Annotated in this window: 17 protein-coding genes and 1 pseudogene; 11 read left to right on the top strand and 7 right to left on the bottom strand. The window is 66.0% G+C overall.

Annotated features, from left to right (window positions below):
* Positions 1-447: 447 nt before the first annotated feature.
* From mutM to LL972_RS19775, 3 genes are all read left to right on the top strand, one after another.
* Positions 448-1,263, top strand: a complete 816-nt coding sequence (gene mutM, locus LL972_RS19785; protein WP_228329035.1) for a bifunctional DNA-formamidopyrimidine glycosylase/DNA-(apurinic or apyrimidinic site) lyase — start codon at positions 448-450, stop codon at positions 1,261-1,263.
* Positions 1,264-1,351: 88 nt separating this feature from the next.
* Positions 1,352-2,455 (top strand): DUF4380 domain-containing protein, encoded by a 1,104-nt coding sequence (locus LL972_RS19780; protein ID WP_228329034.1) that lies wholly within the window; start codon positions 1,352-1,354, stop codon positions 2,453-2,455.
* A 67-nt stretch (positions 2,456-2,522) separates the two neighbouring features.
* Complete coding sequence (locus tag LL972_RS19775) at positions 2,523-4,124, top strand: glucan biosynthesis protein (RefSeq protein ID WP_228329033.1); 1,602 nt, start codon at positions 2,523-2,525, stop codon at positions 4,122-4,124.
* Positions 4,125-4,311: 187 nt separating this feature from the next.
* Here the strand turns inward: LL972_RS19775 and LL972_RS19770 are convergent, their stop codons facing one another.
* Both LL972_RS19770 and LL972_RS19765 read right to left on the bottom strand, forming a co-directional pair.
* Positions 4,312-5,556 (bottom strand): GAF domain-containing sensor histidine kinase, encoded by a 1,245-nt coding sequence (locus LL972_RS19770; protein WP_228329032.1) that lies wholly within the window; start codon positions 5,554-5,556, stop codon positions 4,312-4,314.
* Between the two features lie 236 nt (positions 5,557-5,792).
* Positions 5,793-6,428 carry a thymidine kinase gene (locus tag LL972_RS19765; protein WP_039527659.1) on the bottom strand — a complete coding sequence of 212 codons (636 nt, stop codon included), beginning with the start codon at positions 6,426-6,428 and terminating at the stop codon, positions 5,793-5,795.
* A gap of 113 nt (positions 6,429-6,541) precedes the next feature.
* Between LL972_RS19765 and LL972_RS19760 the strand changes: the two genes are divergently transcribed.
* From LL972_RS19760 to LL972_RS19750, 3 genes are all read left to right on the top strand, one after another.
* Positions 6,542-8,518 carry a UvrD-helicase domain-containing protein gene (locus LL972_RS19760; protein ID WP_228329031.1) on the top strand — a complete coding sequence of 659 codons (1,977 nt, stop codon included), beginning with the start codon at positions 6,542-6,544 and terminating at the stop codon, positions 8,516-8,518.
* A 60-nt stretch (positions 8,519-8,578) separates the two neighbouring features.
* Complete coding sequence (locus tag LL972_RS19755; RefSeq protein WP_228329030.1) at positions 8,579-9,169, top strand: GNAT family N-acetyltransferase; 591 nt, start codon at positions 8,579-8,581, stop codon at positions 9,167-9,169.
* 157 nt (positions 9,170-9,326) lie between these two features.
* Positions 9,327-10,361, top strand: coding sequence for a DUF4272 domain-containing protein (locus LL972_RS19750; protein WP_228329029.1), 1,035 nt, complete (start codon positions 9,327-9,329; stop codon positions 10,359-10,361).
* Between the two features lie 125 nt (positions 10,362-10,486).
* On the opposite strand, the gene LL972_RS19745 is transcribed toward LL972_RS19750, so the two are convergent.
* Positions 10,487-11,155: a YceH family protein gene (locus LL972_RS19745; RefSeq protein ID WP_228329028.1), complete on the bottom strand. Its 669-nt coding sequence runs from the start codon at positions 11,153-11,155 to the stop codon at positions 10,487-10,489.
* Positions 11,156-11,450: 295 nt separating this feature from the next.
* On the opposite strand from LL972_RS19745, the gene LL972_RS19740 reads away from it, so the two are divergent.
* On the top strand, positions 11,451-12,416 hold the full coding sequence (locus tag LL972_RS19740) for a 5'-nucleotidase, lipoprotein e(P4) family (RefSeq protein WP_228329027.1): 966 nt from the start codon (positions 11,451-11,453) through the stop codon (positions 12,414-12,416).
* On the top strand, positions 12,413-13,144 hold the full coding sequence (pyrF, locus tag LL972_RS19735; protein ID WP_228329026.1) for an orotidine-5'-phosphate decarboxylase: 732 nt from the start codon (positions 12,413-12,415) through the stop codon (positions 13,142-13,144). Before LL972_RS19740 ends, pyrF begins: the two co-directional genes overlap by 4 nt.
* Before the next feature lie 250 nt (positions 13,145-13,394).
* Here the strand turns inward: pyrF and LL972_RS19730 are convergent, their stop codons facing one another.
* The 4 genes from LL972_RS19730 to LL972_RS19715 form a co-directional block, all read right to left on the bottom strand.
* Complete coding sequence (locus tag LL972_RS19730) at positions 13,395-14,915, bottom strand: tryptophan halogenase family protein (protein ID WP_228329025.1); 1,521 nt, start codon at positions 14,913-14,915, stop codon at positions 13,395-13,397.
* A 230-nt stretch (positions 14,916-15,145) separates the two neighbouring features.
* Positions 15,146-18,178 (bottom strand): TonB-dependent receptor domain-containing protein, encoded by a 3,033-nt coding sequence (locus LL972_RS19725; RefSeq protein ID WP_228329024.1) that lies wholly within the window; start codon positions 18,176-18,178, stop codon positions 15,146-15,148.
* Between the two features lie 144 nt (positions 18,179-18,322).
* On the bottom strand, positions 18,323-19,375 hold the full coding sequence (locus tag LL972_RS19720) for a LacI family DNA-binding transcriptional regulator (protein ID WP_228329023.1): 1,053 nt from the start codon (positions 19,373-19,375) through the stop codon (positions 18,323-18,325).
* 258 nt (positions 19,376-19,633) lie between these two features.
* Positions 19,634-19,951 (bottom strand): hypothetical protein, encoded by a 318-nt coding sequence (locus LL972_RS19715; protein WP_228329036.1) that lies wholly within the window; start codon positions 19,949-19,951, stop codon positions 19,634-19,636.
* Between LL972_RS19715 and LL972_RS19710 the strand changes: the two are divergent.
* From LL972_RS19710 to LL972_RS19700, 3 genes and pseudogenes are all read left to right on the top strand, one after another.
* Positions 19,887-20,754, top strand: a pseudogene (locus tag LL972_RS19710) (hypothetical protein). The gene LL972_RS19715 and the pseudogene LL972_RS19710 sit on opposite strands and share 65 nt — an antisense overlap.
* A complete protein-coding gene (gene plsB / locus LL972_RS19705) occupies positions 20,754-23,423 on the top strand; it encodes a glycerol-3-phosphate 1-O-acyltransferase PlsB (RefSeq protein ID WP_228329022.1) in 2,670 nt (889 codons plus the stop codon). Before LL972_RS19710 ends, plsB begins: the two are co-directional and overlap by 1 nt.
* Before the next feature lie 326 nt (positions 23,424-23,749).
* A complete protein-coding gene (locus tag LL972_RS19700; RefSeq protein ID WP_228329021.1) occupies positions 23,750-24,730 on the top strand; it encodes a zinc-binding dehydrogenase in 981 nt (326 codons plus the stop codon).
* The last annotated feature ends 208 nt before the right edge of the window (positions 24,731-24,938 follow it).

Genomic DNA, 24,938 nt, shown 5'->3' with positions numbered 1-24,938 from the left:
AAGCCATGCGAGAGTAGGTCATCGCCAGGGGCTTTACCCGAAACCCTCCATCCAACAGGATGGGGGGTTTCTTTTTGTCCAAAATCCGTAACGTAACCGCCAAAAACACAGCGCAAGGCTGCACGCTCACCAACGGATCTGCATCCGCAGGCTCAACGCTCAGCCTCAGCGCGGCACCGATGCCACGACATGCGCTTGACGCTTTTGCTGAAGCAGTACGCGATAGCAAGGCCGAAGGGTCTGAACGTCACCGCAGAACCCGGACCGTCAAGGCGTACTCGGAACAGGGCACCGATGCCAGGACACGCGCTTGACGCTGGGGGCCCACTTCCTGGTACTGCAGCGGCATCCACCTTGCCCTGATGATCGCAAAGGTGGATTTACCGCGTTTGGCCACCATATTGATCCGGTCCGGCGCACTGCCGGCTTGGCCGATTGGAGATGTGCATGCCCGAGCTGCCCGAAGTTGAAACCACCTTGCGTGGCCTGGCACCGCATCTGGTCGGCCAACGCATCCACGGCGTCATCCTGCGGCGGCCCGATCTGCGCTGGCCCATCCCTGAGCAGATCGAACGCCTGCTACCTGGTGCGACCATCACCAACGTGCGTCGTCGCGCCAAATACCTGTTGATCGATACCGATGCCGGCGGCAGCGCGCTGCTGCATCTTGGAATGTCCGGAAGTCTGCGCGTGTTACCCGGCGATACGTTGCCGCGAGCGCACGATCATGTAGATATCAGCCTGCAAAACGGTCGCGTCCTGCGTTTCAATGATCCCCGTCGGTTCGGTTGTCTGTTGTGGCAGAACGATGCACACGTGCATGATTTGTTGGCTGCGCTTGGCCCGGAACCATTATCCGATGCATTTACTGGCGATTATCTGCATGCACTGGCAAGTGGCCGGCGCGCCGCGGTGAAAACCTTTCTGATGGATCAGGCTGTCGTCGTCGGCGTGGGAAATATCTACGCGGCAGAAAGCCTGCACCGCGCGGGAATCAGCCCACTGCGCGAAGCCGGGAAGGTGTCATTGGACCGTTACCGGCGCTTGGCTGCGGCAGTGAAGGACATCCTGGGCTATGCCATCCAGCGCGGTGGTACCACGTTGCGCGATTTCATCAGCCCGGACGGGGCGCCTGGTTACTTCGAACAGGAACTCACGGTCTACGGGCGCGAAGGCGAGGCGTGCAAGCAGTGCGGACGCCTGCTGAAGCACGCGACCATCGGGCAACGTGCGACGGTGTGGTGCAGCAGCTGCCAACGTTGAACCTGCCGAAAATTCGTTAGAGCAGCATTGGCTGGTGCGTTGCCATGCATCGGGCCACAATCGAAAGGTCCTGCGATCGGAGTTGTCCATGCCTGGCTCATTGCGTCACTTCATGCCGATCATGCTGGCTGGCGCCTTTGTGCTGCAGCTTGCAACACGCGTCCAGGCGGATGAGCTCGCGTCCAGCGCCAAGCCCGCGGTCGAGCGTAGCCAGTTGCACAACGACGTCTTGGAAGTAAGCGCCACCACCGCGTTTGGCGGGCGTGTGCTGTCCTTCAATCTGGTTGGGCAACCCAATGTCCTGAAGACCGGCAGCGCGGTGGAGCAACAACCTGCGCCGCAGGTATCCGCCGCCGCGGGCGACATTGCCTATCTCGGCCATGATGTCTGGGTGGGACCGCAGAGTCAGTGGTGGCTGCATCAGCAGGTCAATCCCGCACGTAAGGCCGCAGCTGCGGTGTGGCCGCCGGATCCCTACCTGTCGTTGGCCACCACGCGCGCAGTCACACGGTCTCACGACCAGTTGATTTTGGAGGGGGTACCCAGTCCGGTCACCGGCGTGCAGCTCCGCAAGCGCGTTGCGCTTTCATCCACGCGGGCCGATACCGTGGAGGTGGAGGCCACTGCGCGCAATATCCGCAAGGATCCGATCAGTTGGGACCTGTGGTTCAACACGCGGGTCGCGGGGGGCACGCGTGTGTTCGTGCCGGTGGCCGACCCTGCAGATATTCGCCTCCAGCCGCCGACCGAGCCCGGTACGGTTGCGCCGACGTATCGGCATCACGGTGGTGTGTTTGCGTTGCGTGCCGATGCACGCGAGGACGGGTTGATTCAGCGCGGTAAAGTGTTGCTGCAGCCTTCGGCGGGCTGGATGGCGGGCTTTGCCGGTGACCAGGTGCTGGTGATCCGCTTTAAGCATCAGCCGCTGTCCGCGATCCATCCGGAGCAAGGGCAGGTAGAGCTGTATCTGGACGCGCCGCCACAGCATCCCGAGCGCGGGCTGCTGGAAATGGAGGTGCACGCACCGTATCGGCAGCTGGCGCCGGGCGAGCACATGCAGGCAAACGAGCAATGGACCTTGCTGCGCTATCCCGGGTCCGATGCGCAGCAGGCGCAACAACAGTTCCTGTGCAGCAAGGCGCAGGAGCTGCAGCTGATCAATGCCTGCGCGTCTCCATCTGCGGGCCCCTGACCTGCGCATTACCTCCGTGCCGCGCTGTGGCTATGATGTCGGCCATTCCCTGATCAGATCGATGCGCATGCAACGACGCCACTTCCTGAAGAATGCCGCTGCCGCATTGGCCGCGCTCGGTTTGCCGGCGCTGCCGCAGTGGGCGTTGGCGGCCAAGGCCGTTGGTCTGCGTCGCTTGGGGCAGCCGCAGCCGTTCGACTATGGCTGGCTCAAGGGGCAGGCGCGTGCGCTGGCCAAGGCACCCTATAAGAGTCATAAGCAGCTGCTTCCCGGACCGCTGGAAGCATTGAACTGGGATCAATACCAGTCGATCCGCTACCGCCAGGATCATGCGCTGTGGGCCGACGGCAACGGCAAGTTCCAGGCGAAGTTCTTTCACCTGGGGCTGTATTTCCATACCCCCGTGCACATCTACGACATCGTCGACGGCAAGGCGCAGCAACTGGCCTACGACCCGGCGGCGTTCGACTATGGCAGCAGTGGCCTGGGCGGCAAGCAGTTGCCCAAGGACCTGGGCTTTGCGGGCTTCCGTCTCAATACGCGCAAGGACACCGACCGCGATTTCTCCGCCTTCCTGGGCGCGAGCTATTTCCGCGCAGTCGGCAAGGAAGGCCAGTACGGGCAGTCGGCACGCGGGCTGGCGATCGACACCGGCACCGGCGCGCCGGAGGAGTTCCCGGACTTCATCGCCTACTACCTGGAGCAGCCGGCAGACGATTCGAACACCGTGGTGGTGTATGGGCTACTGGACTCACCCAGCGTTGCCGGTGCGTATCGCTTCGCCATCACCAATGGCGAGGTGCTGGTGATGGAAATCGACAGCGCGCTCTACCCGCGCAAGACCATCGAGCGGCTGGGCATCGGCCCGTGCACCAGCATGTACCAGGTCGGCGAAAACGATAACCGCATGGACTGGGACTGGCGCCCGGAGATCCACGACACCGACGGCTTGGCGATGTGGACCGGCGGCGGCGAGTGGATCTGGCGGCCGTTGTGCAACCCGCCGCAGCTGCGCTTCAACATGTTTGTCGACGAGAATCCGCGCGGGTTCGGCCTGTTGCAGCGCGATCGCAACTTCGACCATTACCAGGACGACGGCGTGTTCTACGAGAAGCGCCCCTGCCTGTGGGTGGAACCGAAGAATGGCTGGGGCAAGGGCTCGGTACAGCTGGTCGAGATTCCGACCGTGGACGAGACCTTCGACAACATCGTGGCGTTCTGGAATCCACAGGACAAGCCGCAACCGGGCCAGGAGTTGCTGATGGGATACCGGCTGTATTGGGGCGCGCATCCGCCGGCCAGCTCGCCGCTGGCGCATTGCGTGGCCACGCGCACCGGGCTGGGCGGCATCGTCGGGCAGAAGCGCAGCCATTTTTCGTGGCGGTTTGCGGTGGATTTCGCCGGCGGCGAACTGGCTGCGTTGACCAAGGACCCGAAAGCCAAGGTCGAGGCCATCCTCCAGGTCTCGCGCGGGAGCACCGAGATCGTGTCGGCGCGTCCGCTGCATGAGCTCAAGGGCTATCGGGCGATGTTCGACCTGGTACCGCCGGATGACAGCACCCAGCAGATCGATATCCGGCTGTTCCTGCGCGCCAACGGCAAGCCCTTGACCGAAACCTGGCTGTACCAGTGGACGCCGCCACCGGCGAGTGAGCGCAAGATCTACTAGCGCACAGGTACGTCGCGCAAAGGCACTTCGCGCGACCGATAAGGGACGCGATTGTCAGGCAGGAGCGGATGGCGCAGTGACGACAAGCCGCCGATTTCGAATGTCGACCGCGGCTGCGGCTGCGTTACAGCCGCACAGTCGCTGATGCGTTGCCCAGGCGCCGCAGGATCGCCCAGGCGGCTTGGACTCAGGCCGACGTCGAGCTGTTGACCAACTGCATGCGCGCACGCGGACGCACGCAAGCCAACTCCACCCGGAAGCAGGTGCCTTCCTTGCCGCTGATGATGCGCAGCTCGCCTTGATGGGCGCGGGCGATCTGGGCGGCCATGTGCAGCCCCAGATCGACTTCGGGCAGGGGGCGTCCGCTGGTGTGCACGTGGGTGGAGGCGTGCAGCACGTCGAGCCGGCGCGGGTCGATACCGTCCAGATTGCAGACCTCGATGCGCAGGCGGCCCTGCTCGGTCACCGCGATCGCCTTGATCAGCGAACTCTGTTGCCCCTGCACCACGGCGTTGATCATCAGGCTGCCGAACATCTGCGCCAGGCGCACCGCGTCGCCATGCACCGGCTCGTCGATGGCCACATGCGTGGACAGCACCTGGTTCGGATACGCGGCGCGGGTTTCGTCGACGACCTGCGATAGCGCATCGAGCAGATCGCTGCCGTTGCCGTAGTCCAGCTGCAGCCAGTCGCGTTCGATGCCACGCGCGAAATCGCTGGCGAAGTCGATCAGTTCTTCCATGCGCCGCAGGCTGCGCTGCATCGACCGGATCGCGCCGCCCTGGCGCTGGTTGAGCGGGTCGATCGCCAGTACGTCCACCACCGCATGCATGGATTGCAGCGGGTTGCGCAGATCGTGGCCAAGGATGCCGATGAACTCTTCGCGCAGGCGGGCCGAGGCGCCGATACGCCCCAGTTCGCTGCGCGCGCGACGCGATTCCTGCGCGCTTTCTTCGGCGCGTTGCTCGGCCTGGATCTGCGCCGCCAGCAGTTGCGCCAGCAGCTCGACCTTTTCCACCAACGGCGCATCCATGACACGCGGCAACGGGTCCAGCGCGCACAAGGTGCCGAACACGCTGCCGTCGTCGAACTTGATCGGCACCGAGACATAGCTTTCGAAGCCGTACAGTCGCGGCGTGGGGTGGTCGCGGAAGACCGGGTGCTCGGAGGCATGGCCGAACCACAACGCGTTGCCCTGGGTGCGCACGCTGTCGCAGAAGGTGGTGACCAGCGGCAACTCGTCGCCGGGCGTCAGACCGAACGACAGGTCGTCGCGTACCTGGCAGGTGATCCAGCGCGTATCGGTCACGCGCGCAACGGCGGCGAAGCCCATGCCGGTCAGACGGGTGAGAATGGTCAGGACATCGGGCACCGACGATAGCCGGCCAACACGCGCGATATCGGCGCGTAACTCGGGAGGAAGCGGACCCATGAATTGCCTCCCGACAAATGGATGGTCGCCAGTTTACAGGACTGCGGTTGCGCCTGGTTGCGCGCGGATCGCTGCAACGGCACGGCAACGATACGCCTGTTGATGTGTCACGGAAATACAGCGGCGATCGCATGCCTGCAAGGGTTTAGCGGCGCATCACAAGCGCATACCGGGCCGGCGCACTAAGACCATTTCGGCTGAATTCTTCAGCCAGTCACCACGCCGGTTTCCGTGTCCTACGCGCCCGCAGGCGGCAGCGGCAGCGCGATCTGCAGCGGGTCGATGCGGCCTTCGCCACGCATGATCTTCTTGAACTCGGCGCGGCTGACCGACACGTAACGTTCGTTGCCGCCGATCTCCACCTGCGGGCCGTCCTGCACCGCGTGGCCTTGTGCATCCACGCGCACGGTCATGGTGGCCTTGCTGCCGCTGTGGCAGATGGTCTTGATCTCCTCCAGCTCGTCGGCCCAGGCCAGCAGGAACTGGCTGCCCTCGAACAGCTCGCCGCGGAAGTCGGTCCGCAGGCCGTAGCACAGCACCGGAATGCGCAGGCGGTCGACCACCTCGCTCAACTGCCAGACCTGGCCACGGTTGAGGAACTGCGCCTCGTCCACCAGCACGCAGTGCAGCGCGCCTTCGGCCTGGATGTCGCGTTCGATCAGTTGCTGCAACTCGGTGCCGCGATCGAAGGTGCGCCCATCCGCGCGCAGCCCGATCCGCGAGGCCACCACGCCGCTGCCGGCGCGGTGATCGAGCTTGGGCGTGAGGATCAAGGTGCGCATGCCGCGTTCGCGGTAGTTGTGCGCGGACTGCAGCAAGGTGGTGGTCTTGCCGGCATTCATTGCCGAGTAGTAGAAGTAGAGCTTGGCCATTGGTGGATTTTACCGGGCCGGGCGGCCGGCGGTGACAGCCATCTGCATGAACCGGTGGCGCAGGCCTGCCCGACGCGGCGCCGGTACAATGGCCTGCTCTGTCGGAAGTCTCTATGCACGGTCTCAATCCCCCGCAAAGCGCCGCAGTGCTGCACTGCGAAGGTCCCTTGTTGGTGCTGGCCGGTGCCGGCAGCGGCAAGACGCGCGTGATCGTGGAGAAGATTGCGCACCTGATCGCCACCGGCCGCTATCCGGCCAAGCGCATCGCCGCGATCACCTTCACCAACAAGTCGGCCAAGGAAATGCGCGAGCGTGTGGCCAAGCGCATCCGCGGCGATGGCGCCGATGGCCTGACCATCTGTACCTTCCACGCGCTGGGGCTGAAGTTCCTGCAGATCGAGCACGCTGCTGCCGGCTTGAAGCGCGGCTTTTCGATCTTCGATTCCGACGATGCTGCCGCCCAGATCAAGGACCTGATGCATGGTGCCAAGCCGGATGCGATCGAGGATGCCAAGAACCTGATCTCGCGCGCCAAGAACGCCGGCCTGTCTCCCGAACAGGCGATGGCGGCGGCACGCAGCAATCGCGAAAAGGAAGCCGCCAGCCTGTACGAGCGCTATCAGGCGCGGCTGACCACCTTCAACGCGGTGGACTTCGACGATCTGATCCGTCTGCCGGTGCAGATCCTGGAGGCCAACGAAGAGATCGTACTGGGCTGGCGCGAGCGCATCGGCTACCTGCTGGTGGACGAGTGCCAGGACACCAACGATGCACAGTACCGGCTGCTGAAGATGCTGGCCGGGCCGCGCGGCAACTTTACCTGCGTGGGCGACGACGATCAGAGCATCTACGCCTGGCGTGGTGCCAATCCGGAAAACCTGCAGCAGATGGGGCGCGATTATCCGGCGCTGGAAATCATCAAGCTGGAACAGAACTACCGCTGCTCCAACCGTGTGTTGCGTGCGGCCAATGCCTTGATCGCACACAACCCGCACGAACACTTGAAGACGCTGTGGAGCGACCAGGCCGACGGCGAGCGCATCCGCGTGTGGGAATGCCGCGACAGCGAGCACGAGGCGGAAAAGGTCGCCGCCGAAATCTCGTTCCTGGGCACCGCCAAGCAGGTGCCGTGGAGCGATTTCTGCATCCTGTTCCGCGGCAATTTTCAATCGCGGCCGCTGGAAAAGGCGCTGCAGCTGCTGCGCGTGCCGTATCACCTGACCGGTGGCACCGCGTTTCTGGAGCGGCAGGAAGTCAAGGACGTGTTGTCGTGGCTGCGGCTGATCGTCAATCCCGACGATGACGCGGCGTTTTTGCGCGCCGTGCAGTCGCCCAAGCGCGAGGTCGGTGCGACCTCGCTGGCGCGGTTGGCCGAGCTGGCCAGTGCAAAATCGGTGCCGATGTCGCGCGCGGCCGAGTCGATGGGCGCGCTGCAGCACTTGCCGCCGCGTGCGGCCAATGGCCTGAGTGCGTTCACCGATATCCTGCGCGATATGCGCGAGCATTCGGCCACGCTGCCGGCGGGAGAACTGGTACGCATGCTGGCCGACAAATCCGGCCTGCTCAACGACCTGCGCAACCAGTCCAAGGACGACACCGGCTTCCAGCGCCGCAAGCGCAATCTGGACGAGCTGGCAGAGTGGTTCGAAGGCGGCCCGCGTGGTGCAAGTGCCAGCGATCTGGCCGCGCAGCTGGCATTGTTATCGCGCAACGACAAGGACGATGGCGGCAACCAGGTGCGCATGATGACCATGCATGCGTCCAAGGGTCTCGAATTCCGTTATGTGTTCATCGTTGGCTGCGAGGACGGCGTGCTGCCGCATGAAGTGAGCCTGGAAGAAGGCAACCTGCAGGAAGAGCGCCGCCTGCTGTACGTGGGCATCACCCGCGCCAAGGAGCAGCTGTGGATGAGCCACAGCAAATTGACGCGCAAGTTCGGCGAGCATGTGCGTCTCAAGCCCAGCCGCTTCTTCGACGAGATTCCGGCCGAAGAATTGCAGCGCGACGGCGCCGACCCGGTGGCCGATGCCGAGCGCAAGAAAGAGCGCGCCAGCGCCGGCCTGGCGGCGATCCAGGCGTTGTTCGACTAGCGTTGTTGCGGGCTGCAGGCTTGCCAGCGATACGCCTGCGCGGCAGGCTGGGTTGCCCTGATGCCGGAGTGCGCCGTGACCGTCGTGATCGAAACCCCACGTTTGCGCCTGCGCACGCTCGACCCCGAGCGCGATGCCGATGCGGTGCTGGCATTGGTCAACGACCCCGGTTTCATCGCCGGCATCAACGACCGCGGTGTGCGCACCCGCGAGCAGGCGCGTGATCATCTGCGCGAGTGGGCGCAGGCGCACCAGCAACGCTACGGCTTTGCGCACTGGGCGGTGGAGACGCGCGCCGAGGGCGCATTTGCCGGCACATTGGGCTTGTTGTGCCGCGATACCTTGCCGGTGCCGCATATCGGCTTTGCACTGCTGCCCGCGCATCGCGGCAAGGGCTATGTCAGCGAAGCCGGGCGTGCGGTGCTGACATACGCGCGCGATGCCTTGGGGTTATCGCAGCTGTGCGCGATCGTGTCGCCGGACAATGCCGATTCGATTCGCGCGCTGGAAAACCTCGGATTGCAGCGGCAAGGCCTGCGCGTGTTGAGCCAGGAGGACCATCCGGTGCTGTATTACACGATCGCGCTCGGCCCCGCCGACATGGACAGCCGGGCAGGCCTGCGGCACCCTGGCGGCGACGCTCACCGCTGAACGCGGCCGGCACAACGCAGCAAACAGTCGTCAGCGCGGCGTGGACGGCGCAGGAGAACTCCGGTGCACACCTGGCACAGGAGACTGCGCGCACCGACCATACCTGGCCGGCAATGAGCGCCTTCGTTGTGTCCGTCGCCCCAATAAGGACACTTGCATGCCATTGCTGGTCAACGCCTATTCCACGCTGCGCGAGCAGGTGTGGCCGGATTTTCTGCCGCGCGCCGCCGTGCAGCACCGCGACCACGCCGATCCGGAACTGGCCAATCATCTGCATGGTTTTGTCGGCTACGTGAACCAGGCCGGCGATGGCCAGATGACCCAGCCGCGCTATCACCTGATGCGGCATGTGCAGCGGGTGCGCCAGCACTTCACTTTTGAGGTCGACGATGCGGCTTTCGGGGAGTTGGCGCAGTGGGCCGAGCAGGCCAACGCGGTGTGTTTCCTGGCCGACGGCAGCGTGCGCGATCCGCACGGGCGGGTGCTGATCAGCCAGGGCGAGCCGGCGATCGATGAGCAGGCGCAGGTGCCGTATCCGCCGGATGCCTTGCAGCGGCGTGCGCACCAACTTGCACAGCTGACCGCGCAAGGCATCCGCGTGCCACCCAGCCTGCCGCCGGTGCCTGGCGAGGCCGAAGCGCGGGTGCGCGATGCGGAGGCGGTGACGCAGCGCATGCTGGCGTTGTTTGCGGTGGCCTTGCGCGCGGAGATGCTGGCCGCTGGCGATACGCCACCGGCGTTGGAGGACATGGACGCCCGCCTGCCCGGCGTGGCGGCGGCACTGTCGCCGCAGGAGCGCGCCTTTTTTGCCCAACCCGCACCGGAGCCGCAGCAGCTCGCCAACTTCGGCTGGCGCTACGAGAGCCTGGCCGTGCTGCAGTGGGCCCTGGGGCTGGCCGATGCGCTGCCGGAGCCGACCGACCTGTGCGATGTGCCTCTGGCTGCCCAGCGCGCGCTGGAGCATGCCGAAGCCGCGACGCGGCCGTCGCTGACGCTACGGCCTGTGCCCGAACTGCTGGATGCGCTGGACCGGCACTTGCGCCTGCATTGGGCGGTGCGCCAGGCCGGCCAGACCGAGCAACCGCCACCGGCCGGCATCGTGCCGGGCGTGGTCTACGAGCGTCACTACACCCTCAACTGGCTGCTGCACTTCGAAGACGCCGACTGGGACGAGGTGGATACGCCGACGTGAGCGGGGCGGGGCGCAACCTGCGCCATCACCGCTCGGCAAGGGCGTCGTCTGGCTGGTCGTTGCGTGATTTGCGCTCCGCGTGGGCGGCGACGTGAAGCGGGCATCTCCAGGAGCAGACCATCGGCCTAGGCGCCAGCCGCCTCCAGGCGTGCCTGCACCGCGGCCAGCGCCTCCTGCAATTCGGCGACGGTGGCCTCCAGCGTCTGCACGCGTGCGTCCAGCTCGCTGCTGTCGGTATTGCTGCGGGCGCTGGGGGCAGCGCGCGCGGCCGCGGCCTGCAATGCCTCCACATCCAGCTCGCCACTGAGCAGATGCGCATAACGCTCCTCGCGCTGGCCGCTGGCGCGCGGCAGTTGCACCGCCAGGCCGCGCTGGATCAGCCGGTCCAGATGGTGGCGCACGTCGTCGGCATCGTTGAAGCGCGCCAGCCGCTCGCTGCGCGCGAACAGCTCGCCCAGCGTCTGCGGGCCGCGCAGCAGCAACAGACCGATCAGGGCGACTTGCTGGCGGGTCAGATCCAGCACGCTGCCCAGCCGGTGTTCGTAACGCTCGGCGCGCGAGGAGAACTGTTGGCGTACCAGCCCCAGGGTTTCGAGTTGACGCAGGGCGTGATGCACCACGCCGGTCTGCAGGTTCAGCACCGGCTCGCGTGCGGTCTTCTGGTTGGCGGCCACCTGCGCGGCGTTGACCGTGAGCGGATACGCGTCCGGCGTGGTCGCCTCTTTTTCGATCAGGCAGCCGAGCACGCGGGCCTGGGCGGTATCGAGGACGGGCGGGGAAGATGCATCTGTCATGGGGGGCGACTCCGGGGCAATCAGCGCACAAGGATATGCCGTTCCTGCATCAGCGTTCTTCAGGCCACGATCCCACCGGAGATGCCGGGACCGGCAGCGGAAGCGAAGAGGCGGTCAGGTGGGGAGGCGGTCGGTTGCCCGCACCGCGCGCAGGCGCATGCAGCACTCGCGCATCGCCATGAACCCCGCGATCGCGATGTCTTCTTCCATGCGCCTGCGGCACTGCCATCAGCCGGAGCGGGCGGTGCGTCGCGAACCCGCTAAAATCGCGGTCTTCATTGCCGCTCCTGTTTTGGTGGATGCCATGCGCCCCTCGCTTTACGCACCCTTGTCCCTGCTCGCCTGCACCGCGCTGGCCCTGAGCGCCTGCAAGCCCGCCGACAAGGAGCTGGCGCAGCGCGCGCAGGACGCCGCGGTGTCCGCCAATGCGGCCGCCAGCGCCGCCGCCGCCAAGACCGCCACGCAGCCCGCAGCCGCCAGCGCACCGGCCGGCGACGACAACCTCAATGCGGTGCTGTGGATGCAGCGCTCGGAGGAATACCGCGCGGTGGCCGAGCAAACCTATCGCGCTGCTGCCGACAAGCTGGACGCTGCGCTGAAGCAGCCCAACTGGGACGCGCTGGTGCCTGAAGAACGTGGCAATGCTGCCAGCGGGCTGAAGCCGGCGGTGGTGCTGGACGTGGACGAGACGGTACTGGACAACTCGCCCTACCAGGCGCGTCTGCTGCGCGACGGCAAGGAATACGACGAGCTGAGCTGGGACCAGTGGGTGGCGGAGAAGAAGGCCACCGCGATCCCGGGCGTGGTGGACTTCGCCAAGGCCGCCAACGCGCGCGGCATCACCCTGATCTACATCTCCAACCGCGCGGTGCACCTCAAGGACGCCACGCTGGCCAACCTGCGCAGCGTCGGGCTACCGGTGGCCGACGACAGCGTGTTTCTGGGCCTGGGCACGGTGGTCAAGGGCTGCGAGCAGAACGGCAGCGAGAAGAACTGCCGGCGCCAGCTGGCCGGGCAGACGTACCGCGTGCTGATGCAGTTCGGCGACCAGCTCGGCGACTTCGTGCAGGTCACCGCCAACACCGGCCAGGCGCGGGGCGCATTGCTGCAGCAGTACCACGACTGGTTCGGCGAGCGCTGGTGGATGCTGCCCAACCCCAGTTACGGCGGCTGGGAGCCGGCGCAGTTCAACAACGACTATGGCCAGCCCTGGCAGCAGCGCCACGACGCCAAGCGCGCCGCGCTGGAGGTGGCCCGATGAGCCGCGCACCGCTGCCGCTGGCCGCGCATGAGCGGCTGATCTTCGCGCTGGATGTGCCCGGCCAAGACGAGGCGATCGCCTGGGTCGACCGCCTGGGCGAGTCGGTGTCCTTCTACAAGATCGGCATGGAACTGCTGGCCTCCGGCGAGTACTTCCAGGTGCTCGACGCCCTGGCCAGGCGCGACAAGCGCGTGTTCGTCGATCTGAAGTTCTTCGATATCCCCGCCACCGTGGCCGGCACCATCCGCCGCCTGGCGCAGTGGCCGGTGAGCTATTGCACCGTGCACGGCTGGCACGCCGGCATGCTGCAGGCCGCCGCCGAGGCCAACCACGGCGACATGCGCCTGCTGGCGGTCACCGTGCTGACCTCGATGGGCCGGCCGGACCTGGCCGCGATGGGCATCGACCGCGAACCGGTGGAGGTGGTGGTGGAGCGCGCGCTGGCCGCGCAGGCCGCCGGCATCGACGGGGTGATCGCCTCCGGCCAGGAGGCCGGCCCGATCCGCAGCGCCTCCGGATCGGGGTTTTCAATCGTCTGCCCCGGCATCCGCCCCGGCGGCCCGGTCGGCGACGACCAGCAGCGCACCGTGGGTGTGGCGCAGGCCTTCCACGATGGCGCCGACGCCATCGTGGTCGGCCGGCCGATCCGCCTGGCTGCCGATCCGGCCGCTGCGGCGAATGCGATCCAGGCAGAGATCCAGGCAGTGCTGCGAGCGGAGCAGCACTGACGGAGCATGGGGATAGTGCACGCCGCACGCGGCGCAAGCGAGCAAAATCAATAAGTTAAAGCGATAGAATTAAAGTGTTGCTTTAACGTTAAAGCCTGCGTACGATGCCCCTCGTCCGATGTCAGTCGGAAGCTGTGCCACTCATTGTCCACCGGGCTTGTCCCGGTTTTCGAAGGGATCGGGCCTTGTGCCCGATCCTTTTTTTTCCTGTCGATCGGTGCATGCGGCGAGTGCGATGCTGCGCCATCGTTCAACGCGGCGCAGCTGCCTTGCAGTAGCGATCGATGAACTGTTGGTGGGTCGGCATGACATCCACGCAGTGGCCGATGGTCTGCGCCACGCTGGCCAGGAAGCGTTCGGCATCGTGATCGGGCACCTGGTCCACCAACGGGTGGTAGCCCCGCGGCAGGATGCCCTGGCCGACCATCACCTGCACCCAGCTGATTTCGGCGAACATCTCCTCGGCATTGCGGTAGAAGCGCCCGCTGTCGCGGAACAGGTCCAGCGTGGTCTGCAGCTCCGGGGTGATCGGCATCGTGCGGCAGTGGCGCCAGAACGCGCTGTCGTCGCGCTCGGTGGCGTGGTAGTGCAGCACCAAAAAATCGCGGATGCGGTCGAACTCGAACGCCAGCCGGTCGTTGTAGCGCTGCACCAGCACCGGGCTGATGCCCTCGCGCGGAAACAGCTCCAGCAGCCGGGAAATGCCGGCCTGGATCAGATGGATGCTGGTCGATTCCAGCGGTTCCAGGAAGCCGCTGGCCAGCCCTAATGCCACCACATTGCGGTTCCAGAACTGCTTGCGCCGCCCGGTGGTGAAGCGCAGCGGGCGCGGATCGCCCAGCGCTTTGCCATCCAGGTTGGCGAGCAGCGTGGCGGCGGCTTCGTCGTCGCTGATATGCGCGCTGGAATACACATAGCCGTTGCCGGTGCGGTGCTGCAGCGGGATGCGCCACTGCCAGCCGGCCGCGCGCGCGGTGGAGCGCGTATACGGCGTAGGCGGGCCGACGTTTTCGCTCGGCACCGCCAGGGCGCGGTCGCAGGGCAGCCAATGGGTGAAGTCGTGGTAGCCGGTGTGCAGCGCTTCTTCGATCAACAGCCCGCGGAAGCCGGAGCAGTCGATGAACAGGTCGCCGCTGACGACCTGCCCGGAGGCCAGCTGCAGCGATTGCACGTGGCCGCTGTCCGCATGCAGCTGCACCTGCTCGACCAGGCCTTCGATACGGGTGACGCCGCGCTGTTCGGCGTAAGTGCGCAAGAAGCGCGCGTACTGCGTGGCGTCGAAGTGATACGCGTAGGCGATATTGGCCAGCGGCGAATTGGCCGGCACATCGCCGGCCGAGGTCATGAACTTGCCGCGCACCGCGGCCACGGTGTTGAGCGTATAGGCGCCCAACGGCTGCGCCTTGCCGCGCGCGTGCTGCTTGATCCAGTACTGGTGGAACGGCAGCAGCCCGAGCGGGTGCCCGATCTGGGTGCCGAAGCCGTGGATGTACGACGTGCCGGGCCGCTGCCAGTCGACGAACTCGATGCCGAGCTTGAAGCTGCCCTGGGTCTGGCGGACGAACTCGGCCTCGTCGATGCCGAGCAGGTTATTGAAGGCCTTGATGTGCGGCACGGTGGCCTCGCCGACACCGACGGTGCCGAGCTGTTCGGACTCGATCAGCTGCACCTTGAAGCTGGGGCCAAGCACGCGCGCGAAGGCCGCGGCGGCCATCCAGCCGGCGGTGCCGCCACCGACGATGACGATGTTGCGAAGCGGAGCGGGGATCATGGAGGTCCGGTCCTCAAAAGAAATAAAGCCACTGACAAAACGTCTGCGCGCACTACCTGGCGGTTGCAACCGGTGCGACATGCAGCACCATTTGCATGCGTTGACGCATCCACCTGAGGACTGCTCATTACGTTTTGTCAGCCGCTCCAGAAGCTGATAGGCGAACGGGGCCAATCGGCCCCGTTCGAATCACGCGCATCCAAGCGTATGCGCGTGCAGGTTACGTTGGATCAGAACTTTGCGCCCACCTCAAAGATCACGCTGCGTGGCACGTAGCTGATCTCGCCGTTGTTGACGACGGTGATATCCGGGTCAAGCCGTCCGTTGCTGCCGAAGCTGTTGTATTCGTATTGAGTGAAGTTCTTGAAGTCGAACACGTTGAGCACGTTTACCCGTGCGGTCAGCTTGAAGTCACCAGCCACGGTGAAGTCCTTGGTGGCCTGCAGATCCACGGTGCGGTAGCCCCAGATCTTGCCGCCCAGCAGGAACTTGCCGTTGCCCGGCGGAGTGACGCCGATCTGCTGGCAGGTGCCGCCATCGGGATCGGTGAAGCCGTAGCAGGCAATCGTGTTGATTGGCTCGGGCGTGGCCAGCACCAGCTTGGCACCGAAGGTGACGCCCCATGGACCATCCAGCGAGCCGGAGGCCACGAAGCGGTGCGCCGAGACCGCATCGGACTTCACGAACGGATAGTCGCGGATGGTGGCCTTGTCGAATGCAAACGGCTCGTCGATGTTGCGGTTCTGGCGCGCGCTGGTATGCGTGTACGCCAGGTTCAAGCCCCAACCCGATTCCTCGGTGTAGGGCTTTTCGGCCGACAGCAACACCTGGCTGCTGCGCTGCTCCAGGCCGTTGTTGCCGATGATGGTGTTGCGATAGCCCGGCACCGGCTCGCCCCACGGCACGCCGCCGTTGGCATCGAAGTACGCGCCGTTCGGATAGCGGTTGACCAAGCTCATCACCAGGCCGTCGTAAGACAGGATGCGCTGGAAGGTGACATCGGTCAGCCAGTCGCCGACCTGGTTGCTGATGCCGATGCTGTACTGGTCGCTGTACGGAGTCTTGAGCTTGTTCTTGAACATGAAAAGCTCGGAGCTGTCGCTGGTGCCGGGGATCGTGTTGAGCTGATCGATGCCGGTGAGAAACGCCGGATTCCAAGGCGCACAGGCGCGGTCGTCGCGGAAGCAGCCCTGGCCGCTGGCGGCATCGCTGAAGTACACCACCACCGGCGACAGCGCGGCCTTGACCGATTCCAGTGCGAGCTGTTCGAACAGGTTGCGATCGTAGGAACGGCCCGCGCCGCCGTGGATCACTGCAGCCTCATCGCCGAACAGATCGTAGGAGAAGCCCAGACGCGGTGCCCAGGCATCCTTGAAGTTCTTGCGGTTGTTGCCGGTGCTGATGTAATCGGCCACGTTGACACCGCTGGGCAGCAGGCGGTTGGCCCACGGCTGGCCGGGGTTTTCCGGGTCGTCGGAATACAGCGCATCCACGAACGGCTGCGAGGTCACGAAGTCGGTGTAGGCCGGGGTGTCTTCGTAGTCGTAGCGCACGCCGATGTTGATCATCAGCTTGTCGGTGGCAGCCCAGTCGTCCTGCAGATAGATGCCGTACTGCTTGGACGGCGATTCGACCACCGGCAGCTGGCCGGGATTGTCGAACGCACGGATGTAGCGCACCTGGAACGGCACCGGAGCCACCCCGTTCTGGCCGACTTCATAGCTGAACTGCGGATTGAGCGAGCTCGATTCGCGCGAGGTCAGCTTGATGTCGCGGTAGGTCACACCGGTCTTGATGGTGTGCTCGCCATGCCACTGCAGTGCGTTGAAGGTCAGATCGTTCTGGAACGACCAACCCTTCTGGCTACGCAACTTGAAGTCTTCGCCACTGGCAGCACCGGTGTTGAGGAACACCCACTGGCGCGGGTCGGCCTGGGTGCGATCGATGTAGGTGTAGATCGAACCATTGCCCACGCCGCGCGGCGTCGGCAGATTGCGCGAATCCTCGGTGGTGAGGATGGCTTCGTTGAACCAGCCATCGGCACTGTGCTGCCAACGCAGGCTGGTGCGCTTGTCCTTGTTGACCTTGTCCACCGCGCGGTCGGGCGCGTTCTGGCCGCCCACGTTGCTGACCTGGGTTTCGTCGCGGTACTGCGTGGCCAATTCGATACGAGCGTTGTCGGTCGGTTCGAAGTCGATCTTGCCGAAGTACAGGTCCTCGCTAAACGGCATGTTGGACGCGCCGTATTGATCGCGCAGGTTCGACGGCAACAGCCCGATGAAGGGTGTTGCTTCGGCACTGGGCTGCACGCTCTTGGGCGCGACGTTGTCCTTGCCTTCGTAGGCGAAGAAGAAATGCATGCGGTCCTGGATCAGCGGTCCGCCGATCGCAAAACCATATTCCTTGGTCTGCGAATCGACCTTGCCATCGGCTTCGTCCGGGCGTTGCTTACGCAGGTCCTGATTGGTGAAGCGGTAGAACGCTTCGCCATGGAACTCGTTGGTGCCGGACTTGGTCGCCGCAGTGATCGCCGCGCCGCTGATCTGGCCGTATTCGGCCTTGTAGTTGGAGGTAATGACCTTGTATTCGCCGATCGCCAGCTGCGGGAACGGGTTGCCCTGGGTCTCGTCCTGGCCGGCAATGCCGCCGCCGGAGACGTAGCTCTTCTGGCTCACGCCATCGATGTACAGATTGCTGGAGCTGGCATTGGACGCACCGCCGCGCAGCTTGGTGTTGCCGTCCTGGTCGATGGTGAACACCATGCCCGGCACGGTGTCGGCAAATTCCAGGAAGTTGCGTGTGGCCTGCGGCAACTGCTGGATCTGCCGCAGCGACACCGTGTTGCCCACCTCGGAGGTCTTGACGTCGCGAATCATCGGCGCGCTGACCGTCACCGTGTCCAGTGTGGTCGCGTCGCCGGCGGGCGCCGCAGCCGCCTCCGTGCCGAGATCGACGGTGGCGCTGGAGGCCACCGACAGGGTCACCGTGCGGCTGGCGCCGTTGGATTCGACGGTGTAGGTGCCCGGCTGCAGACCGACGATGGTGTAGTTGCCGTTGGCATTGACCGGTGCGCGTCGCACCGAGCCGGTGGCGAGGTTGGTGACGACGACCTCGCTGCCGCTCTGTGCGGAAGCGACCTGTCCGCGCAACGTGGCGTTGCTGGACTGGGCCATGGCCGGGGTGGTGGCGAACAACGAGGCAGCCAGGGCGCAGCACAACAGGCTACGTGCCGGCAGGGTGGAGACGGTGCGGTGAGTCTTCATGACTTTCCCCCTCCCAGTGGTAAAGCGCGAACCAGTGAAGTGACTGGCGCGTCGAGGTTGGTGCTTGGTGTGGTGAAACGGGAACGGCTGGCAACAACAGCAGGTACTGCAAGAAACAAAAAATCAGCAGAACGGTGGTGCGTCTCAGGTGGGAGGCGCCGCACGCGGCGCGCTGGACGCGCGCACGATCAGTTCGGGAACCATCTCGGAGAACGCCGGCGGTGCGGCGTCGGCGGGCGGTGCGGGCGCATCGACCAGTTGCTGACCCAGCAACAGCTGCAATGCGCGCGCGCCCAGCCCGGCGATATCCACCCGCATGGTGGTCAGCGCCGGCAGCACGTAGCGCGCCATCGGCACGTCGTCGAAGCCGGCCAGCGCGATGTCCTGCGGCACCTTCAGCCCGGCGTGGCCGAGCGCGAACAGGCAGCCCAGCGCCATCATGTCGTTGGCCGCGAACACCGCATCCGGGCGGGTGTCCTGCGCCAGCGTCTGGCCGGCGCGGTAGCCGGACTCTTCGTCGAAGTTGCCCGGCAGCACCCACGGCTGCGCGTCGGCATCCAGCGCCAGCTCGTCGCGGTAGCCGCGCAGACGCTCGTGCGCATCGAAGTTGTCGGCCGGCCCGGCGATGAAGGCGATGCGGCGGTGGCCGCTGTCGCGCAGATGCTGCGTCATCATCCGCGCACCGCCATAGTTGTCCACGTTGAGCACCGGGCGCTGGCTGGCCGTGCCGGCGCAGTTGAGCAGCACCGCCGGCAGGCCGCCGGGCAGGGCATCCTCGTGCACGCCGGAGTCGCCCAGCGAGGGCGACATCACCACCACCCCGTCCACGCGCCCGGGCAGGCGTTCCAGCGCCTTGCGCTGCGCCTGCGGGTCGCCGTGCGAGCTGGACACCAGCAGGTGGTAGCCCTGCTCGCGCGCCACCTGGTCGATGCCGCGGATCAATTCGGAAAAGAATTCGCCGTGCAGGTCCGGCAGCACCACCCCGATGGTGTGGGTGCGCCGGCTGCTGAGGCTGCGCGCGGCGTGATGCGGGATGTAATGCAGTGCACGGGCTACCTGCAGCACGCGCTCGCGCACCGACTCGGCCACATGCTGGTGCCCATTCATGGTGCGCGAGACCGTTGCCACCGACACCTGCGCTTCGCGCGCGACGTCCTTGATGGTGACGCTACCGCCCTCTGAGCGTGGCCGACTCATGGCAAAACCTCCAGAACAACGCGGTTGCCGGCGCGCGCCGGGTAGGGGCGCACGGTCCGCTGGCGCAGAACGTTCGTGTCACACATGCACATGGATGACATCGGCCCCAACCGATGGCGACCTCAGAGCGAGATGGCGCGCACGCTAGCAGGAACTGCAAGCGCTTACATGATGCGCTGCACCATTGGGCCAAACGCAAGTGGCACAAGGGCTTGGCGACATCGCCTGGACAAGTTTGTCCGCAAAGGACAACGGCAGTCAATGTCGGACACCGAACGACAACATGCATCGAACTACGAAAACATAACGTTTTGTACCGTACTCGGGCGCACGGTTGTCGCGCGCCTTGCCGCCAGTGCATTCAGACAGCAAGATGCGCCGATCGATCAGGGGGAACATCGTGCGCATGTCGCCATCCACCGTCCGCGCCGGCCGGTTCCAGTCCATCGCGTGGGTGCTGCTGGCAGCGCTGTGCGTCAGCAGCTGCCAGCGCGCCGACAAGACCGCTGCATTGCCGGGCGCCAGCGCCGAACCGGCCGCGGCGATGCAGTCGATGACCCTGCCACTGCGGCGCAACGATCTGGTCGCCTATGCGCGGATCCGGGTCACCTGCGCAATACACGCGGCTGGAAGCGGCCTGGCGCAGCGGTGCCAGCCGTTGGCCACTGACCGAGCTGCCGCTGCCCAACGAGGTCGGCAGCCTGCTCGGCAGCTTGTCCGCGCCCGGCGCCGAGCGCCAGCTGCAGCAGGCTTTCGATGCACAGCTGGCCGGCCAGTCGCAGGGTATCCGCCAGGCCGCGCAGTCGCTGGGCCAGTTCGGCGTGCAATACCTGCGCAGCCGCAGCGACTACCAGCCCGAGCAACGCGCCCATTACGTGCAGCTGGTCGATGCCCTGAGCGCCTGGGCCGCCACCGCGCCGCTGGCCGATCGCGCGCGCGCCAAGGCCAGCATCACTGACCTGGTGACCGCCGCCCGTGCCACCGGCATCAGCTCGGATGCCGACCTGCAGCGGCTGGGGATGGAAGAGAGCCTGCGCCGGCTTGGGCCGTTCTGGGCCGCGGCCAAGCAGGTCCTGGAGCGTTACGGCCTGTCGCTGGACAGCAGCCTGGATGCGCTGCGCACCGGCCTGATCAAGCAGGACGGCGACCGCGCCCAGGTGCGGTTGCGCTATCCGCTGGCCGCGCACGACATCGACCTCAGCATCGCCCTGATCAAGCGCGACGGCCACTGGTACCAGCAGCAGACCCAGGACGAGGTCCAGGCGCTGCTCGACGCTGCGCCCGCCGCGCCCGTACCCGACGCCGCTGCAATGTCTGACACCCCGCCGGCCGCGCCCGCCACGCCCGCCGCCACCGGGCAACGCCCGGCTGGGCGATAATGACCGTGATGCCAGAACAGAATCCCCTGCCGTTCCCGGACGGCCAGCCTGCCCCGCCCAGCGCTGCCGCTGCCGATCTCGGCGCCACGGCCGCCGCATTGCCGACCGCCACACCGGTTCCGCCGGAGGTTGCGCCGTCGATCGCGCCTGCCGTCGCCGCCGCCCGCAACGCCAAGCGCCCGTGGTGGGCGCGCCTGCTCGGCCGGCTGGCCGACCCCTGGCTGAGCCTGACCATCGAACCGGACCAACCGAGCCGCTACGACGACGGCACGCCGGTGGTCTACGTGCTGGAGGACTACGGCCTGTCCAGCGCGCTGATCCTGGACAAGGCCTGCCGCGAGGCCGGGCTGCCTTCGCCATTGGTGCCGCTGCCGGGCGACCCGCTGCAGCGCAAGCGCGCCTACCTGGCGCTGTCGCGGCGCAGCAGCAGCAACTCGCTGATCCCCGAGCAGCGCGGCGGCAAGACCCATTCGGACTCATTGGCCAAGCTGCTGCAGGCGCACCGCGTGCGCGCCGACCTGGACGTGCACCTGGTGCCGGTGTCGATCTTCGTCGGCCGCGCGCCCGACAAGCAGAGCGGCTGGTTCGCGGTGCTGTTCTCGGAAAACTGGGCGCTGGTCGGCCGCTTCCGGCGCCTGCTGGCGGTGCTGCTCAACGGCCGCACCACCATCGTGCGCTTCGCCCCGCCGATCTCGCTGCGCCAGACCATGGCCGAAGGCCTGCCGCCCGAGCGCACCCTGCGCAAGCTGCAGCGCGTGTTGCGCACGCATTTCCGGCGCATCCGCGAGGCGGTGATCGGGCCGGACCTGTCCACCCGCCGCCTGCTGGTGGACCAGGTGCTGGCCGCCGACTCGGTGCGCGAGGCCATCGCCACCCAGGCCAAGCGCGACAACTCCAAGCCGGTCGATGCCTGGCGCAAGGCGCATGCCTATGCCTGGGAAATCGCCGCCGACTATTCCAGCCCGGTGGTGCGCTCGGCCAGCTTCCTGCTCACCCATGTGTGGAACCGCATCTACGCCGGCGTGCTGGTGCACCACCTGGACAAGCTCAAGCAGGCCGCGCCCGGGCATGAAGTGGTCTACGTGCCCAGCCACCGCAGCCACATGGATTACCTGCTGCTGAGCTACCTGCTGTACGAACGCGGCATCGTGCCGCCGCACATCGTGGCCGGCATCAATCTCAACCTGCCGGTGGTCGGCACGCTGCTGCGCAAGGGCGGTGCGTTCTTCATCCGGCGTAGCATTCGTGGCAATGCGCTGTATTCGGCGGTGCTGAGCGAATACGTCGCCCAGCTGGTGGCTGGCGGCTATTCGATCGAATACTTCGTCGAAGGCGGGCGCTCGCGCACCGGGCGCCTGCTGCAGCCCAAGGGCGGCATGATCGCGATGACTTTGCGCGCCTACCTGCGCCAGCCGCGCAAGCCGGTGCTGTTCCAGCCGGTCTACATCGGCTACGAGAAGCTGATGGAAGGCAACAGCTACCTGGACGAGCTCACCGGCCGGCCCAAGGAAAAGGAATCGATCTGGGGCCTGCTGTGGTCCATCCCCAAGGTGCTCAAGCAGAACTACGGCCAGGTGGTGGTGAACTTCGGCGAGCCGATCGCGCTCAACGACGTGCTGGCCAAGCACGCGCCCGATTGGGACGGCCAACCGCTGCCCGACGACGAAAAGCCCACCTGGCTGGCACCGGCGGTGGACACGCTGTCCACCCAGATCCAGACCCGCATCAACTGCGCCGCCGACGTCAACCCGATCAACCTGCTGGCGCTGGCGTTGCTGTCCACGCCCAAGCACGCGATGGGCGAGGCCGACCTGATCGCACAGATCGAGTTGTGCAAGAAGCTGCTGGCGGAGATGCCGTATTCGGACCGCGTCACCGTCACCCCACACACCCCGGCGCGCATCATCACCCACGCCGAAGAGATCAACGTGCTCACGCGCGTGTCGCATCCGCTGGGCGATGTGCTGAGCGTCAGCGGCGACACCGCGGTGTTGCTGAGCTACTTCCGCAACAACGTGCTGCACCTGTTCACCGCGTCCTCGTGGGTGGCCTGCTGCTTCCAGAACAACCGCCGCATGAGCCGCGCCGGCCTGATCCGCCTGGGCCGCACGGTGTACCCGTTCCTGCAGGCCGAACTGTTCCTGCCGTGGAGCGAGGACCGCTTTGCCGAGCGCATCGAACAGACCATCGACATGTTCGTGCGCGAGGGCCTGCTGCTCAACGTCACCGACGACGATGGCGGCATCCTGGCGCGCAACACCGGGCAGACCGATGAAGTATTCCGCCTGCGGGCGATCGGCCATTCGCTGCAGCAGGCCTTCGAGCGCTATTACATCGCCATCTCGGTGCTGGTGAAGAACGGCCCCGGCGTGCTCGGTGCCGGCGAACTGGAAAGCCTGTGCCAGCAGGCCGCGCAGCGCCTGAGCCTGTTGTACGCTCCGGCTGCCCCGGAGTTCTTCGACAAGACCCTGTTCCGCAGCTTCATCCAGAAACTGCGCGAGCTGCGCCTGGTGTGGCCGGACGAGAACAGCAAGCTGCTGTTCGACGAGCGCCTGGATGCCTGGGCCAAGGACGCCAAGTTCATCCTCGGCCGCGAATTGCGCCACACCATCGAGCGGGTCAGCCCCGAGGCGGTCAAGCCGGATGTGGTGCTGCCGCCGGCCGAGTAAGGCGGCGGTACAAACGCCATCGTCTCCCTGCGGTAGGTGATGCGGGCACTGGCAGCGCATCCGCAGGGAAGCGCAGATGCGCACGACGCCTCCCTTCTCCCTCCGGGAGGAGGGGGCCGAAGGGCGGATGAGGGTCGGTCAGCACGCAAATCATCCAGCGCTACAGCAGACCAGAGTCACTCCCGGCGTTATTCACCAGCGCCCGGAACTTCACACAGCAGTTCCGCCCGTTTCATCCTTCTCTTGCAGACGTGCCGATAGCATCGCGCCACCTTTCATTACGATCGGGTGCGTTTTACGACAGGCGTGCCCGGCAGGAGATCTCCATGCGCGCAGCCATCCATACCCAATTCGGCGACCCGGCCAAGGTGCTCGAACTCGGCGAGCGGCCCACCCCGCAGCCCGGCAAGGGCCAGGTGCGCATCGCCATGCGTCGCTCGCCGATCCACAACCACGACCTGTGGACGGTGCGCGGCAATTACGGCTACAAGCCCGACCTCCCGGCCATCGGCGGCAGCGAAGCGGCCGGCGTGATCGACGCACTCGGAGAAGGTGTTGACGGCCTGCAGATCGGCCAGCGCGTGGTCGCCGCCGGCGTGCACGAAAGCTGGGCGGAGTTCTTCCTCGCTGACGCTTCCGGCGTGGTGCCGCTACCCGACGCCCTGGATGACGACCGTGGTTGCCAGTTGATCGCCATGCCGTTGAGCGCGCTGATGCTGATCGAATTCCTGCAGGTCAAAAAAGGCGACTGGATCGTGCAGAACACAGCCAATGGCGCGGTCGGCAAGACCGTGGCCATGCTCGCCACTGCACGCGGCATTAACGTGATCAACCTGGTGCGTCGCGATGCCGGCGTGGACGAGTTGAAAGCGCTGGGCATTGGCAACGCAATCTCCACCGCGCAGGAAGGCTGGCAGGACACCGCGCGCGCGCTGGCCGGCGACGCACCCATCGTGCGCGCGATCGACTCGGTCGCCGGCAGCGGGGCCGGCGAACTGATGGCACTGCTGGCCGAAGGCGGCGAGCTGATCTCGTTCGGCTCCATGACCGGCGAGCCGCTGCAGATCTCCACTGGCGATGTGATCTTCAAGCAGGCCAGCGTGCGTGGCTTCTGGGGCAGCAAGGTCATGGCCGCCACCAAGCCCGAGGACAAGCGCCGCATGATCGGCGAACTGCTCAAGGCGGCCGTCGATGGCAGCCTGGCCCTGCCGGTGGAAGCGGTGTTCGACCTGGAAGACGCCGCCAAGGCCGCCGCAGCCAGCGCCGAGCCGGGCCGCCGCGGCAAGATCCTGCTGCGCGCAGGCTGAGCGCTGCGCGCAGGAGTCTGATTGTCTCGCCTTGGCGCTTGCTTCTCCCGCTTGCGGGGGGAGGCGCATGTGGGAAACGCAGCGACAGTTGGTCAACGTCTGCGGACTCGCAGTCAGGCGGTTACGTGCGCGGGTAATCCCCCCGCCCATTAGCTGACGCCAGAAGTGGAATTTTCTCGTCCCCTTTCCCGAGGAGGTTCCATGAAGA

Origin of the sequence: Xanthomonas campestris pv. asclepiadis (assembly GCF_020784175.1) — a bacterium.
GTDB lineage: Bacteria > Pseudomonadota > Gammaproteobacteria > Xanthomonadales > Xanthomonadaceae > Xanthomonas > Xanthomonas campestris_D.
Note: the sequence above shows the minus strand (reverse complement) of the source record. Positions and strands in the feature narration are given on the sequence as shown.